Origin of the sequence: Amycolatopsis sp. cmx-8-4 (assembly GCF_046548675.1) — a bacterium.
Classification (GTDB): domain Bacteria; phylum Actinomycetota; class Actinomycetes; order Mycobacteriales; family Pseudonocardiaceae; genus Amycolatopsis.
On sequence record NZ_JAEBDZ010000013.1, the window covers coordinates 162,280 to 176,996 of the forward strand.

Below are 14,717 nucleotides of genomic sequence, written 5' to 3' on the forward strand. Positions count from 1 at the left end.
GACGCTCCGGGACCCGGACGTCGCCTTCTGTGCGTGGGTACTTGGGAGGCTCAGCCGGTGTTCAGTCGTGTCGCCATCGTCAACCGCGGAGAGGCCGCGATGCGGCTGATCCACGCCGTCCGGGATCTCTCCGCGGAAACCGGGGAGCGGATCGAGACGGTCGCCCTCTACACCGACGCGGACCGCACCGCGACCTTCGTCCGCGAAGCCGACATTGCCTACAACCTCGGCCCGGCTTCGGCCCGGCCCTACCTCGACCTCGGGGTGCTGGAGAAGGCGCTCGTCGACACGAAGGCCGACGCCGCGTGGGTCGGCTGGGGCTTCGTCGCTGAAGACCCCGCGTTCGCGGAGCTGTGCGAGAAGGTCGGCGTCACGTTCGTCGGCCCGAGCGCGGACGCGATGCGCAAGCTCGGGGACAAGATCGGCGCGAAGCTGATCGCCGAAGAGGTCGGTGTCCCGGTCGCGCCGTGGAGCCGCGGCGCGGTCGCCACCCTCGAAGACGCCCTGCGCGCCGGCGACGAGATCGGCTACCCGCTGATGCTCAAGGCCACCGCGGGCGGCGGCGGGCGCGGCATCCGCATGGTGGCCTCCGGCGAGGACCTCGCCGACGCCTACGAGCGCACCAGCCAGGAAGCGCTGCGCGCGTTCGGCTCCGGCGTCGTGTTCCTGGAGCGCCTGGTCACCGGCGCCCGCCACGTCGAGGTCCAGGTGATCTCCGACGGCGGGACGGCGTGGGCGCTCGGCGTGCGCGACTGCTCGGTGCAGCGCCGCAACCAGAAGATCATCGAAGAGTCCGCCTCCCCCGTGCTGGGCCCCGAGCAGACCGCCGAGCTGAAGGCCTCGGCCGAGCGGCTCGCCGTCGCCGTCGGCTACCGCGGCGCCTGCACCGTCGAGTTCCTCTACCACCCGGGCGACCGGCTGTTCGCCTTCCTCGAGGTCAACACCCGGCTGCAGGTCGAGCACCCGATCACCGAGATCACCACCGGCACCGACCTGGTCAAGCTGCAGCTGCACGTCGCCGACGGCGGCAAGCTCGAAGGCGACCAGCCGGCCGAGAGCGGCCACGCCGTCGAGGCGCGGCTCAACGCCGAAGACCCCGACCGCGACTTCGCCCCCTCCCCCGGCCGCATCGCCCGGCTGGCGCTGCCCGCCGGCCCCGGCATCCGCGTCGACACCGGCGTCAGCGAAGGCGACACCATCCCGGCGGACTTCGACTCGATGATCGCCAAGATCATCGCCTACGGCCGCAACCGCGACGAAGCCCTCGGGCGACTGCGCCGCGCGATGGCCGAGACCACTGTGATCATCGAGGGCGGCGCGACCAACAAGAGCTTCGTGCTCGACCTGCTCGACCAGCCCGAGGTGATCGACGCCAGCGCCGACACCGGCTGGATCGACCGCGTCCGCGCCGAAGGCCGCCTGGTCACCCACCGGCACTCCGCGATCGCACTGGCCACGGCCGCCATCGAGGCCTACCAGGACGAGGAAGAGCTCACCGTCCAGCAGCTGCTGAACACCGCACACGGCGGCCGCCCGCAGGTGCAGCACGAGTCCGGCCGCCCGCTGGACCTCAAGCTGCGCGGCGTCGGCTACCGCGTCGGCGTCGCCCGTATCGGGCAGCAGCGCTTCCGCGTCGGGATCTCGGCCGGCGGCTCGGACGTCCACCACGCCGACGTCGAGGTCAAGCGGTTCGACGCGCACAGCGGCCAGATCGTCGTCAACGGGCAGCGCTTCCGGATCACCGCCGCCACGCACGGCCCGACCCACCTCGTCGAGGTCGACGGCGTCACCCACCGGATCAGCCGCGACGAGGGCGGTGTCGTCCGCTCCCCCGCGCCCGCGCTGGTCGTCGCGACGCCGCTGTCGGTCGGCGACGAGGTCGAGGCGAACGCGCCGATCCTGGTGCTGGAGAGCATGAAGATGGAGACGGTGCTGCGCGCGCCGTTCCGCGCCCGCGTCCGCGAGTGCCCGGTGTCGGTGGGCAGCCAGGTCGAGACCGGCGCGCCCCTGATGCGGCTGGAGCCGCTGGCCGAAGGCGCCGAGGAAGAGGACACCACCGAGGCCGAGACGGTCGAGATCGAGCTGCCCGCCGAGCCGTCGGGGGTCTCCGCCGAGGCCCGCGTCGAGCGGGGCCTGCAGGACCTGCGCAGCCTGCTGCTGGGCTTCGACGTCGACCCGGCCGAGCGCAAGCGCGTCCTCGCGGGGTACCTGGCCGCCCGCGCCGAGCTGAGCGGCCGCCCGGTCGAGGGCGAGCTGGAACTGCTGACCGTGTTCGCCGACCTGTCCGAGCTGAGCCGCAACAAGCCGGGCGGCGAGCTGGACACCGAGCCGGACAGCCCGGTGCACAGCCCGCGCGAGTTCTTCCACAGCTACCTGCAGAGCCTCGACATCGAGCGGGCGGCCGTGTCGCCCGGCTTCCAGGCCAAGCTGACGAAGGTGCTCGGCCACTACGGCGTCACCGACCTCGACCGCACGCCGGAGCTGGAAGGCGCGGTCTTCCGGATCTTCCTGGCGCAGCAACGGATGCCGGGCGACTCAGGAGTCGTCGCCGAGCTGCTGCGGCAGTGGCTGGCCGGCGCACCGCCGCTGGAAGCCGACAGCGAGCGCGCCGGGCTCACCCTGGAGCACCTCATCGAGGCGACGCAGGTGCGCTTCCCCGTGGTGTCCGACCTGGCCCGTGGCGTGGTGTTCCGCTGGTTCGCCCAGCCGCTGCTGCGCCGCGGCCGCGCCCGCACCTACGCCTCGGTGCGCGACCAGCTGCGTCACCTCGACCACCACCCGGACGCCCCGGACCGCGCCGAGCGGATCCAGACGATGGTGGCCTGCGCCGAACCCCTCGTCCGGCTCATCGGCCAGCGGATCGGCCGCCCCGGCCGCGACCACGCGCCGCTGCTGGAGGTCCTGACCCGCCGCTACTACGGCAACCGCGGCCTGTCGGACGTCACCGCGCACGACGTCGCGGGCTGCCGGTTCGTCACGGCCGAGCACACCGGGCGCAACGGCGTCACGCGCGTGGTCACCACCGCCGTCGACATCGCCGCCCTGCCCGACGCGATCGGCGCGATCGGCACCTTCGCCGTCGACGTCCCGGACCACGGCCTGGTCGCCGACCTCTACGTGACGTGGGAGGACCAGCCCGACGCCGACGCGATGGCCGTGCGGCTCGGTGAGGTGCTCGCCGGGCTGTCGCTGCCCGCCGGCGTCCGCCGGATCACCACCACGGTGGCCGGCACCAGCGGCGCGGTGATGCACCACCACTTCACGTTCCGCCCCGACGGCGCGGGTTTCGCCGAGGACCGGCTGATCCGCGGCCTGCACCCGATGATCGCGCAGCGCCTGCAGCTGCAGCGGCTGCGCGAGTTCGACCTCACCCGGCTGCCGTCGTCGGACGAGGAGATCTACCTCTTCAAGGCCGTCGCCCAGAGCAACCCGGCCGACGAGCGGCTCATCGCGATGGGCCAGGTCCGCGACCTGACGCCGCTGCGCGAAGCCGACGGCCGGCTGGTGTCGCTGCCCGCGGTGGAGGACGCAATCACCGCGTGCCTCGACGCGATCCGCAACATCCAGGTGCAGCGGCCGCAGAACAAGCGGTTCGACACCAACCGGATCATGATGTACGTCTGGCCGTCGACCGAGATCACCGCCGAAGAGCTGAACACGCTGGTCCAGCGCATCCTGCCGACCACGGCGGGCGCCGGGCTGGAGGAGGTCCAGTTCCTGGCCCGCCAGCGCAACGACGCGGGTGAGCTGACCGAGATCGCCGTCCGGATCACCCTCGACCCGGGCAACGGCGCGCGCCTGCACGTCGGCGCGCCGACCGACGAGCCGGTGCAGCCGCTCGACGACTACCGCCAGAAGGTGCTGCGCGCGGCGCGGCGCGGCAACGTCTACCCGTACGAGCTGACCGGCCTGCTCGCCGGCCCGGACGGCACCTTCGTCGAGCATGACTTCGACGGCTCCGGCGCCCTGGTTCCGGTCGATCGCCCGAAGGGCAAGAACTCCGCGGCGATCATCGCGGGCGTCGTCACGACGCCGACCCAGCGCCACCCCGAAGGCGTCACCCGCGTCGTGCTGCTCGGCGACCCGACGAAGGCGCTCGGCGCGCTGTCGGAGCCGGAGTGCTCGCGCGTCATCGCGGCGCTGGACCTGGCCGAGCGGATGCAGGTGCCGCTGGAGTGGTTCGCGGTGTCCGCGGGCGCCCGGATCTCGATGACCTCGGGCACCGAGAACATGGACTGGGTCGCCGCGGCGCTCAAGCGGATCGTGACGTTCACCCAGGACGGCGGCGAGATCAACGTCGTGGTCGTCGGCATCAACGTCGGCGCGCAGCCGTACTGGAACGCCGAAGCGACGATGCTCATGCACACCAAGGGCGTCCTCATCATGACGCCGGACTCGGCGATGGTGCTGACCGGCAAGCAGGCGCTGGACTTCTCCGGTGGCGTGTCTGCCGAAGACAACTTCGGCATCGGCGGCTACGACCGCGTGATGGGCCCGAACGGCCAGGCGCAGTACTGGGCGCCGAACCTGCCGGCCGCCCGCGACGTGCTGATGTCGCACTACGACCACACCTACGTCGTGCCGGGCGAAACCGGGCCGCGGCGGGCGAGCACGAACGACCCGGTCACCCGCGACGTCTCGCCGTTCCCGCACGCGATCGTGGGCAGCGACTTCACGACCGTCGGCGAGATCTTCTCGGCCCAGCACAACCCGGACCGCAAGAAGGCGTTCGACATCCGCACGGTGATGCGCGCGCTGTCGGACCAGGACCACCCGGTGCTGGAACGCTGGGCGGGCATGGCCGACGCGGACACCTCGGCGGTGCAGGACGTGCACATCGGCGGCTGGCCGGTCTGCCTGGTCGGCATCGAGTCGCGTTCGGTGCCCCGCCGCGGCTTCCCGCCCACCGACGGCCCGGACGCCTACACCGCGGGCACGCTGTTCCCGCGGTCGTCGAAGAAGACCGCGCGGGCGATCAACGCGGCGTCGGGCAACCGGCCGCTGGTCGTGCTGGCCAACCTCTCCGGGTTCGACGGCTCGCCGGAGTCGCTGCGCAAGCTGCAGCTGGAGTACGGCGCGGAGATCGGCCGGGCGATCGTCAACTTCGCCGGCCCGATCGTGTTCTGCGTGATCTCCCGCTACCACGGCGGCGCGTTCGTGGTGTTCTCCAAGGCGCTCAACCCGAACATGACGGTGCTCGCGCTGGAGGGCTCGTTCGCCTCGGTGCTGGGCGGCGCCCCGGCGGCGGCGGTGGTGTTCTCCGGCGAGGTCAACAACCGCACGGCGACCGACCCGCGGGTGACCGAGCTGCAGGCCCGCGTCTCGGAGACGAGCGGCGCCGAGCGCGCGGCGTTGAACGCCCAGCTGGCCGAGGTCCAGTCCTCGGTCCGCGCGGAGAAGGTCGGCGAGGTGGCCGCGGAGTTCGACCGCGTGCACAACATCCAGCGAGCGGTCGAGGTCGGCTCGGTGGACGCGATCATCAGCGCGGCGGAACTGCGGCCGCGCATCATCGAGTCGATCGAGCACGGCCTGAAGAAGTAGCGACGGCTCGGCGAAGGGCGGCACTTTCACGCGAAAGTGCCGCCCTTCGCCGTTGGCCGGTTTCGCGACTTTCGGGGGTATGGCGGGTTTGTCCCGCACCGACACACTGTGCGTGCCGGTTCGGTGACCGTGGGCTGCCGAGCCCGGCGCCCATCCGTGCGGCCGTGAGGAGATCCCCCGATGGCGTCAAGGTCCCTGTCCCGGCTCGCCCTGGTGGCGGCCGGCACGCTGCTCGCTTCCCTGCTCGGGAGCAGCGCCACCGCGCAGCCCGCCGACACGCCCGTCTTCTGGCGCGTCCCGGCGACAGCCGCGCAGGCCGCCGCTCTGACGAACGCCGGATTCGACGTCGAAGAGGGTGACGCCGGTTCGGTGTACGTCGTCGGCGGCAAGGCCGTCGCCGCGCAGCTGCAGGGGCTCGGGTACCGGCCGAGCTTCTACGACACCGTCTACAAGGAACTGCCCGCGCAGGCGAATTCCCTGGCCGCGGACACCTTCTACGGCGGATACCGCACGGTCACCGCGCACGAGGCCCACCTCACGAGCGTCGCGGCCGCGCACCCCGACCTGGCCACGAAGTACACTATCGGCCAGTCGTGGAAGAAGCAGCAGGGCCAGGGCGGGCACGACATCCAGGCGATCTGCCTGACCAAGAAGCAGACCGGCGACTGCACGCTGTCGACGACGTCGAAGAAGCCGAAGTTCTTCCTGATGGCCCAGATCCACGCGCGCGAGCTGTCGACCGGCGAGCTGGCCTGGCGCTGGATCGACTACCTCGCCGACAGCTACGCCACCGACGCCACCGCGAAGTCCATTTTGGACACCACCGAGGTCTGGGTGGTGCCGATCTCGAACCCGGACGGCGTCGACATCGTCGCCTCCGGCGGCAACTCGCCGAAGCTGCAGCGCAAGAACGCGAACAACACCCGCGGCGGCTGCTCCGGCACGAACATCGGCATCGACCTCAACCGCAACTCGACGTTCAAGTGGGGCGGTGACTCCAACTCCCCGTGCGCCGAGACCTACCAGGGCGCGAGCGCCGGCTCCGAGCCCGAGGTGAAGGCCCTGGAAACCCTGGCCCGCTCGATCTTCCCGGACCAGCGCGGCACCGGCAACAACGACCCGGCGCCGACGTCGGCCAAGGGCACGATGATCACGTTGCACAGCTACGGCAACGACATCATCATCCCGTGGGGCTTCACGCAGGCCACCTCGCCGAACGACGCGCAGTACCGCAAGCTGGGCGCGAAGTACGCCGCGTCGAACGGCTACCTCGTCGGCACCAACGAGGAAACCGTCGGCTACGACACCAGCGGCACCACCGACGACTTCACCTACGGCGAGCTCGGCGTCGCCAGCGTGACGTTCGAGGTCGGCGGCTCCAGCGGCACCTGCGGCGGGTTCCTGCCGCGCTACACCTGCGTCGACAGCACGTTCTGGCCGAAGAACAAGGGCGCGCTGATCACCGCCGCGAAGGCCGCGGCGGCGCCGTACCAGCAGTGAGTCACGCGCGGCAGACGTAGATGCAGTTCTGCGGACGCGGGGACCCGAGCACGTCGACGTGCCGGAACCCCGCGTCCGCGAGCATGTCCCGGGCCGTTTCGGTGCCCCACATGGCACCCAGCGCGGCCCCGCCCTCCGCGAGCGACGTCGTGGTGCAGTACATCAGGCTGATCGAGTAGCAGAGCGCGGCGAGCGGGTTGCCGACGTTCTTCGCCACATCGCTGGAGAAGAACGTGTCCACCATGAAGAACAGCCCGTCCGGCGCGAGCGCGCCCCGGATCCGCCGCAGCACGACGTCCGGCCGGTCCTGGTCGTGGATCGCGTCGAAGGCGGTGATCACGTCGTACGGCGGATCGGCCGTCAGCTCGGCCGCGTCCCCCACAGCGAACTCGGCGTTGGGCAGGCCGGCGTTGGTCTCGTTCGCCTGCGCGACGACGCCGGGGTTGATGTCGAGGCCGGTGAACCGCGACGCGGGGAACGCCCGGGCGGCGACGGCGATCGCGTTCCCGGTGCCACAACCCAGGTCGAGCACCCGTGCGCCGTCGCGCAGCTTGTCCGTCAGCCCCGGGACCGCGCCGAAGAAGCCGTCGACCAGGTGCTCGCGGTAGATGTGCTTCCAGCTGTCGCCGGTCTTCGCACCGAGCGTCTCGAGGTAAGGCCCGTACGCCGAGCGCGGCACGCCCCCGCCCTCGGCGAAGCTGCGCTCGAGGTCGGGCAGGATGCCGGTGAACGCGGTGAGCGTCAGCAGCGACGGCATGAGGTTCGACGCCGTGTCGCCGAGCAGGAACTTCGCGTGCTCGGGCGGGAAGGCGTACTCGCCCGCGTCGAAGGTGAAGATCCTGCCGGTGACCATCGCACCCAGCCACTCGCGGACGTACCGCTCCTGCACCCCGGCCCGTTCGGCGAGCCCGGCGCTGGTCGCGGGCCCGCGAGCGGCGGCTTCGAACAGCCCGGTCCGGTGCCCGAGCCCGATGATCATGGTGAGCGCGCCGCCGGTCATGGTCGCGGTCAGGTGCGCAGCGAAGTCCTGTTCCTCCATACGGTCCGACCTTACCCGCCCGGCACATTGTCCGGTGTGGACGGTCGCCGTGAGGGGCACCCTCAGGGACCCCAGAGCCATGAGGGTGCCCTTCAGGACATTCGAGGGCCCCGGCTGCCGTGAGGGGCACCTTCAGGGCTCGTATGTCCCTGAAGGTGCCCCTCACGGCTTTCGGACGCGACCGCTCAGTCTTCCTCGTCCTCCAGGCCCGCGTCGGCGAGCACCGCGTAGACCCGGCGGCGTGCGTCGGCGAGGATCTTCTTCACCTCTGCCACCTGGGCTTCGTTACCGCTGTAACCGACCTGGGCGGCCGCGCCGGAGAGCTCTCCCAGCGCGTTCCACAGGGCGGCGAAGCGGTCGGCGCCCGGCTCGTCCTCCGGGGCGCCGTCGGCCCACAGCTCGGCGAACTCCTCCTCACGACCGGCGACGTGCTCCCGGCCCGCGTCGGTCAGCTCGGCGACGCGACGGCCGCCCGAGTCGGACGTGCGGACCAGGCCCTCGTCCTCCAGCTGCTGCAGGATCGGGTACACCGAGCCGGGGCTGGGCCGCCACCGGTCGTGCGTGCGGCGGCGGATCTCCTGCATCAGCTGGTAGCCGTGCCTCGGCTCCTCGGCCAGCAGCGCGAGCACGGCCGGACGCACCGGCCGGGCCGCCGGCCGCCCACCGCCGCGGAAGTCCCGCACCCGCTGGAAGGCGCCACCACCCCAGCCCCCCGGACCGCCGAACGACCCCGGGCCGCCCGGGAACCCCGGAAATCCGGGGAAGCCGCCGGGACCACCGGGCACTCCCGGCGGCTGCGGCGGGTGGGGTGGGTGCGGCGGAAAACCTCCCGGCGGCCCGCCGCGCGCCAGGTCGGGGCCGCCGTCCCACTCCTCGTGCCCCGGCACGCCGTGGCCGTCCCACTCCTCGTGATCCGGGTGCCCCGGCACCCCGCGACCGTGGTCCGGCAGCCCCGGTAGGCCGGGGTGCCCCGGGTGCCCGTGCCCCGGCATCCCGTGGCCGTGGTCCGGGTGGCCGCAGTGCCCGGCCGGTCCGTGACCGCCGAAGGGGTCACCTCCGAAGCCGCCGAACATCCGTCCCGCTCCCGCGTTCATCACCATGGTTGCCTCCTCAAGCTCACCGTATCGCCGACATTCACACGATATATCGCCGTTGGATCGGCGGCAACCCACGAGGTCAGCTCACTCGAAGTAGTGCCCGGCTTCCAGGTCCGCGACCAGGCCCTGGTGCTCCGGAACCCAGCCGAGCCGCTTCCGCGTCAGCACGCTCGACGCCGGCGAGTCCTCCCCGGCGAACTTCGCGAGCCAGCCGAAGTGCGACGCGGCCGCCGACGCCACCGGCAGGTCCAGCCCGCGCCCGATGCGCTCGGCGACGACTCGCAGCGGCACCCCCTCGTCGCCGACGGCGTGCAGCCGGACGCCCGACAGCGCCGTCTCGACGGCCAGCCGGTACGCCCGCGCCGCGTCGAGCCGGTGCACCGCGGCCCACCTCCCGGAACCGTCGCCCGGGTACGCCGAGACGCCCTTCTCCCGCGCCAGCCGGATCAGCGCCGGCACGAACCCGTGGCGGTCCCCTTCGGCGTGCACCGACTGGGGCAGCCGCAGCACCGACGCGCGCACCCCGCGCGTGGCGAACCCGAGCGTCGCGGCCTCGGACCCGGCACGCGGGAACGCCGGGTCGGCGACGTCGTCCTCCGTGGCGAGCCGGCCGGGTGCCACCGGGCCGGTCGCCGCGGTGACGACCAGCGGCTTCCCGGACCCTTCGAGGGCCGCGCCGAGGGCGGCGATGGCGGCCGCGTCCGTCGCGGCGGCGGCTGTGAGGTCGGCGAAGTTGTCGTGGACGTAGGCGGTGTGGATGACGGCGTCCGACGCGGCGGCCGCCTCGCGGAGACCGTCGAGGTCCTCCAGGACGCCGTGGCGAACCGAAGCACCGGCGGCCGCGAGGGCCGCGGCCTTCTCCGTCGAGCGGGCGAGACCCACGACCTCGTGCCCCGCGTCGAGCAGGTCGCGGACGACCGCGCTCCCGACGAACCCCGTCGCACCGGTGACGAACACACGCATTTCAAGCTCCTCGTGCTGGACCGACTGTGCTTCCATGGTTCGGCCGGGCGAGCGGGAACGTCCAACGCCTGTCCTTCATCGGGCGATACGCTTCAGGCATCACCACAGCTCAGCGGCCTACACTGAGGGCATGACCGACCTCGACCTGCGGCTGGTGCGGTACTTCACGGCCGTCGCCGAACACCGGCACTTCGGCCGGGCCGCGGCCGCGCTGCACACGACGCAGCCGTCACTGAGCCGGCAGATCCGCCGCCTCGAAGGGCAGCTCGGCGCGCGCCTGCTGGACCGCACGCCGCAAGGCAGCCGGCTCACCGAGGCCGGCGAGGTCTTCCTGCCCCGCGCCGAGGCGCTGCTGCGGTCGGCCGCGCAGGCGGCGGCGAGTACCCGCGCCGCGGCCACGCCCGGCCGGCTCACCATCGGCTACCTGACCAACCTGTTCGTCACCCCGGCCGTGCGGGACCTGCGCCGCCACCACCCGGACGCCGAGTTCGTGACGCGGCACCTCGGCTGGAACGAAACGGCCGCCGCGCTGCTGGAGCACCGCATCGACGTCGCGGTCACCCGGCTGCCGCTGCCGGCCGAAGGGCTGCACGTCACGCCGCTCTACGACGAGGAACGCGTGCTGGTGGTCGCCGCCGACCACCGCCTCGCCGGCCGCGCGTCGGTCACCCTCGACGACATCGCCGACGAACCGCTCCCCCGGCTGGCCGACCCGGCCTGGAACGCGTTCTGGCGCGTCGACCCGCGGCCCGACGGCCGTCCCGCGCCGGACGGGCCGCTCCTCGAGAGCTACGAGGAGAAGTACGAGCTCATCGCCGCCGGGCAGCTGGTGGCGATCGCCCCGGCGGTCGTCCGGCGCAGCCGGCTCCGGCCCGACGTCACCACCGTGCCGATGGCGGGGGTCGAGCCGTGCCACGTCGTGCTCGCGACCCGCGCAGGCGACCGCACCCGGCTGCTCGCCGACACCTGCGAAACCCTCGAAGCCCACCTCACGCCCGGGACTTGACGGCCAGCGCCAGCAGGTTCGCGGCCGGTCCGGCCAGCCGCCGGCCCGCCGGCCACACCGCTCGCAGCACCCGCCCGAGGTCGACGCCGTCGACCGCCACCGGCACCAGCCGTCGCCCGGCCACCTCGCGGACGACGTCGAGGTCGCTGATCACCGCGGGACCCGCGCCGGAGATCACGGCGTTGCGCACCGCCGACGCCGATCCCAGTTCCAGCAACGGTTTCACCGGCCCGGCGCCCGCGCGGCGCAGCGCCGCCTCGACGGTCTCGCGGGTGCCGGACCCGGGTTCGCGCACCACCAGCGGCGTCGCGGCGAGCTCCGCGGCGGTGAGCGGACGACGTCGTCGCGCCCAGCGGTGCCCGGGCGGGACGACGACCACGAGCCGGTCCGTCGCGACCCGGCGCGTGCTCAAGCCCGGCCACGGTCCCGGCGACTCGACGAACCCGAGGTCCACTCGCCCGTGCGTCACCAGGTCCGCGACGTGCTCGGAGTTGACCACCTCGAGCCCGACGTCGGTGTCCGGCTCGGTCCGTTTGACCTCGCCGATCCACGCGGGCACGAAGTGCTCGGCCAGCGTCATGCTCGCCGCGACGCGCAGTTTCGCGCCGCGCTGGGTGCGCAGCGCCGCCGCGCCGGTCCGCAGCCCGTCCACTTCGGCCAGCACGCGGTGGGCCCAGCCCGCGATGACCCGGCCGTCCGGGGTCAGCGCCGAACCACGCCGCGTCCGGTCCACGAGGGACAGTCCCAGCTGACGCTCCAAAGTGGACAACCGTTTGCTGGCCGAGGGTTGCGCGATGCCCAGCGCCGTGGCCGCCTGGCCGATGCTGCCGAGGTCGTCGACGAGCACCAGCAGGCGCAGCGAGTCCAGATCCGGTCCGGTCATAGCCCCAGTCTATGACCTACGCCGTCACGGACGGCTACCGCGACGACCGCGACCGGGCGACGCTGGGTACATGGCACTCACGACGGCGAAACCGCTCCTGCCCGGCCTCGTGATCACCGGGCTGGGCGTCGCGGCGGCGTACGCGCTGAGCTCGGCGTGGCCGGTGGCCGGCGCGCTCACCGTGGCCGTCGTGCTGGGCATCACCATCGGGAGCACGCCACTGCTGGCCGACGAGCACCGCCAGGCCGTCGCGCGCGTCACGAAGCGCCTGCTGCGCGCGGGCGTCGTCCTGCTCGGCCTGCAGCTCGCGCTGCCGACGGTGCTCAGCCTCGGCCCCGGCACCCTCGCCGCCGTGGTGGTGACGGTCGCGGTCACCTTCCTCGGCACCCTCGGCCTCGGCAAGCTGGTGCGGGTGCCGCGCGGGCTCGCCCTGCTGGTCGCGACGGGGTTCTCGATCTGCGGCGCGTCGGCGATCGCCGCCATGGAGGGCGTCGTCGACCGCGAGGACTCCGACGTCGCGACGGCGGTCGCGCTCGTGACCTGCTACGGCAGCATCGCCCTCGGCGTGCTCCCGCTGCTCGCCCACTGGATCGGCCTGGACGCGGTCCGCACCGGCAGCTGGGCCGGGATCTCGGTGCACGAGGTCGCCCAGGTCGTCGCCGCGGCCGCGCCGGCGGGCGCCGGCGCCGTGACGATCGCGATCGTGGTGAAGCTGAGCCGGGTCGTGCTGCTCGCCCCGATGGTCGCGATCGTCGGCGCCACCGAACGCACCCGCCGCGGCGGCCACGCGCCGCTCGTGCCGCTGTTCGTCCTCGGCTTCCTCGCGATGGTCGCCGTTCGCAGCACCGGCCTGGTCCCGGCGTTCGCGCTCGACGTCGCGAAGACCGCGTCGACGCTCCTGCTCGCGGGCGCGCTGTTCGGCCTCGGCTGCGCCGTCCGGCTCGGCCCGCTCCTGCGCGGCGGCGGCCGGGCGCTGCTGCTGGGTCTCCTGTCGACGCTGCTCGTGTTCGCGACCGGTTTCGGGACGCTGGCCGCGTTCACCTGACGTTTCCCCTCCCGTCACGTATAGGTCGTTATACGCCGGGTTGTACGGGTCTTGTACGGGCCGGGTCGACGCTACCGCCGAGACGTAGGACGTAGAACGAATCCGTAGGGAGTCCCCACCGTGAAGTTCACCCGTATCGCCCGTGGCCTGCTGGCCGGGCTGCTGGGGTGCGCCGCCGTTGTCGCCATCCCGGCCGCCATCGGCACCGCGCAGGCCGACGTGGCCAGCACCCTGGTCTTCGCCAAGAACACCGAAGGCCACGACTGCTACCGCATTCCCACCATCGTGAAGGCCAACGACGGCGCGCTGCTCGCGTTCGCCGAGGGCCGCAACGACGGCGCCGGCGTCTGCAACGACCTCGGCGCCATCGACCTCGTGATGAAGCGCTCGGCCGACGGCGGCAAGACGTGGAGCGCGCTGCAGACCGTCATCAAGGCCAACGGCGACACGAAGGGAAACCCGGCGCCGATCGTGATCCCGGGCAGCAACCGCGTCGTGCTGCTCTCGACGATGCAGTGCTACACCAACCCCGCCTGCGGCCGGATCCCGCGCGTCTCGATCAGCGAGGACAACGGGAGGACGTGGGGCGCGCCGAAGGTGCTGACCACGGAGCTGGGCTTCTCGACGGCGCCGAGCTGGCTCGCGACCGGGCCGTCACACGGGATCGTGCTGACCCGCGGCGCACACCAGGGCCGCCTCGTCGCCGGCATGAGCTATTCGAACATCGGCGCGCTGATCTACAGCGACGACAACGGTTCCACCTGGCACCTCGGCGCCACCGACAAGCCGGCCGCGAGCACGATGAACCCGCAGGAGATCAGCGTCACCGAGCTGGCCGACGGCCGGGTCTACGCCGCCGCGCGCAACCAGGCCAACGACGGCGACAAGTGCCTGCTGGACGGCACGCACAACCGGGCCTACGCGATCAGCTCGGACGGCGGCACGACGTTCAGCACGAAGTTCACCTTCGCGACCGACCTCGTCGCCCCGACCGTCGAGGGCTCGACGGCCCGGATGAGCGCCACGGACACCGGCGGCAAGTACGACCGGATCGTGTTCGCCGCACCGTCCACGTGCGACCGCCGCAAGCAGCTGCGCGTGCACTCGTCCTTCGACGAGGGCGGCAACTGGACGGGCACCGACTCGAGCCTGCTCGTCTGGGGTCAGGACGCGGCGTACTCCGACATGGTGCAGCTGTCGCAGTCGTCGGTCGGCGTACTGTTCGAGGCGGGCCCGGAGCTGCACGCGAACGACACGATCCGCTTCGCCACGGTGACCGACGACGCGCTGGGCGCCCCGGCCTGCGGTGGCGGTTACGGCGTCATCGACTCGCAGCCGCTCGGCACGGCGGGCACGGTGTACCTGTCGTACAACGCATCCAACGGCCAGAACTGCGTCAGCACGATGAAGAACGCGTCCGCCGGAACGGCCACGGCGACCTCGGCGTTCCTGGAGGTCCAGGGTTCGGCACGGGAGACGGACTCGGGAGCGTTCTCCTACTTCGCGGGCCCGGTAAAGGCAGCGGCGGCGAACAAGTGCGTCAAGTGGGGCGGCACAGCGGGCGGCGTGTCGTACACGAGCGAGTTCGAGCACTGCGGCTGAGCGGACGCGAACACGCCTGGGCCGGCGCCGGTCATGACCTG

Annotated in this window: 9 protein-coding genes; 5 read left to right on the plus strand and 4 right to left on the minus strand. The window is 72.5% G+C overall.

Annotated features, from left to right (window positions below; genetic code table 11):
* The first annotated feature begins 57 nt into the window (after positions 1 to 57).
* Positions 58 to 5,541 carry a biotin carboxylase N-terminal domain-containing protein gene (locus tag ACLJQZ_RS27235; RefSeq protein WP_410622706.1) on the plus strand — a complete coding sequence of 1,828 codons (5,484 nt, stop codon included), beginning with the start codon at positions 58 to 60 and terminating at the stop codon, positions 5,539 to 5,541.
* Positions 5,542 to 5,721: 180 nt separating this feature from the next.
* Positions 5,722 to 7,041 (plus strand): M14 family zinc carboxypeptidase, encoded by a 1,320-nt coding sequence (locus ACLJQZ_RS27240; RefSeq protein ID WP_410622707.1) that lies wholly within the window; start codon positions 5,722 to 5,724, stop codon positions 7,039 to 7,041.
* A 1-nt stretch (position 7,042) separates the two neighbouring features.
* On the opposite strand, the gene ACLJQZ_RS27245 is transcribed toward ACLJQZ_RS27240, so the two are convergent.
* The 3 genes from ACLJQZ_RS27245 to ACLJQZ_RS27255 all read right to left on the minus strand — a co-directional run bounded on the left by ACLJQZ_RS27245 (position 7,043) and on the right by ACLJQZ_RS27255 (position 10,140).
* A complete protein-coding gene (locus ACLJQZ_RS27245) occupies positions 7,043 to 8,080 on the minus strand; it encodes a class I SAM-dependent methyltransferase (RefSeq protein WP_410622708.1) in 1,038 nt (345 codons plus the stop codon).
* 185 nt (positions 8,081 to 8,265) lie between these two features.
* Positions 8,266 to 9,180, minus strand: a complete 915-nt coding sequence (locus ACLJQZ_RS27250; RefSeq protein ID WP_410622709.1) for a helix-turn-helix transcriptional regulator — start codon at positions 9,178 to 9,180, stop codon at positions 8,266 to 8,268.
* An 81-nt stretch (positions 9,181 to 9,261) separates the two neighbouring features.
* The gene (locus ACLJQZ_RS27255) at positions 9,262 to 10,140 is read right to left on the minus strand and encodes an SDR family oxidoreductase (RefSeq protein ID WP_410622710.1); all 879 of its coding nucleotides are present in this window, start codon (positions 10,138 to 10,140) and stop codon (positions 9,262 to 9,264) included.
* 130 nt (positions 10,141 to 10,270) lie between these two features.
* Here ACLJQZ_RS27255 and ACLJQZ_RS27260 point away from each other — a divergent pair, with 130 nt between their 5' ends.
* On the plus strand, positions 10,271 to 11,146 hold the full coding sequence (locus ACLJQZ_RS27260) for a LysR family transcriptional regulator (protein WP_410622711.1): 876 nt from the start codon (positions 10,271 to 10,273) through the stop codon (positions 11,144 to 11,146).
* Here ACLJQZ_RS27260 and ACLJQZ_RS27265 read toward each other — a convergent pair.
* Positions 11,130 to 12,029: a LysR family transcriptional regulator gene (locus ACLJQZ_RS27265; RefSeq protein ID WP_410622712.1), complete on the minus strand. Its 900-nt coding sequence runs from the start codon at positions 12,027 to 12,029 to the stop codon at positions 11,130 to 11,132. The two genes, ACLJQZ_RS27260 and ACLJQZ_RS27265, sit on opposite strands and share 17 nt — an antisense overlap.
* A gap of 70 nt (positions 12,030 to 12,099) precedes the next feature.
* Between ACLJQZ_RS27265 and ACLJQZ_RS27270 the strand changes: the two genes are divergently transcribed.
* Both ACLJQZ_RS27270 and ACLJQZ_RS27275 read left to right on the plus strand, forming a co-directional pair.
* Positions 12,100 to 13,074, plus strand: a complete 975-nt coding sequence (locus ACLJQZ_RS27270; protein ID WP_410622713.1) for a YeiH family protein — start codon at positions 12,100 to 12,102, stop codon at positions 13,072 to 13,074.
* Positions 13,075 to 13,194: 120 nt separating this feature from the next.
* Positions 13,195 to 14,676 carry a sialidase family protein gene (locus tag ACLJQZ_RS27275; RefSeq protein WP_410622714.1) on the plus strand — a complete coding sequence of 494 codons (1,482 nt, stop codon included), beginning with the start codon at positions 13,195 to 13,197 and terminating at the stop codon, positions 14,674 to 14,676.
* Positions 14,677 to 14,717: the final 41 nt, after the last annotated feature.

Excerpts from the sequence above, each read along its gene's own strand:
- ACLJQZ_RS27240 (WP_410622707.1), top strand. The coding sequence starts at position 5,722 with ATGGCGTCAAGGTCCCTGTCCCGGCTCGCCCTGGTGGCGGCCGGCACG.
- ACLJQZ_RS27245 (WP_410622708.1), bottom strand. The coding sequence starts at position 8,080 with ATGGAGGAACAGGACTTCGCTGCGCACCTGACCGCGACCATGACCGGC.
- ACLJQZ_RS27250 (WP_410622709.1), bottom strand. The coding sequence starts at position 9,180 with ATGGTGATGAACGCGGGAGCGGGACGGATGTTCGGCGGCTTCGGAGGT.
- ACLJQZ_RS27255 (WP_410622710.1), bottom strand. The coding sequence starts at position 10,140 with ATGCGTGTGTTCGTCACCGGTGCGACGGGGTTCGTCGGGAGCGCGGTC.
- ACLJQZ_RS27260 (WP_410622711.1), top strand. The coding sequence starts at position 10,271 with ATGACCGACCTCGACCTGCGGCTGGTGCGGTACTTCACGGCCGTCGCC.
- ACLJQZ_RS27265 (WP_410622712.1), bottom strand. The coding sequence starts at position 12,029 with ATGACCGGACCGGATCTGGACTCGCTGCGCCTGCTGGTGCTCGTCGAC.
- ACLJQZ_RS27270 (WP_410622713.1), top strand. The coding sequence starts at position 12,100 with ATGGCACTCACGACGGCGAAACCGCTCCTGCCCGGCCTCGTGATCACC.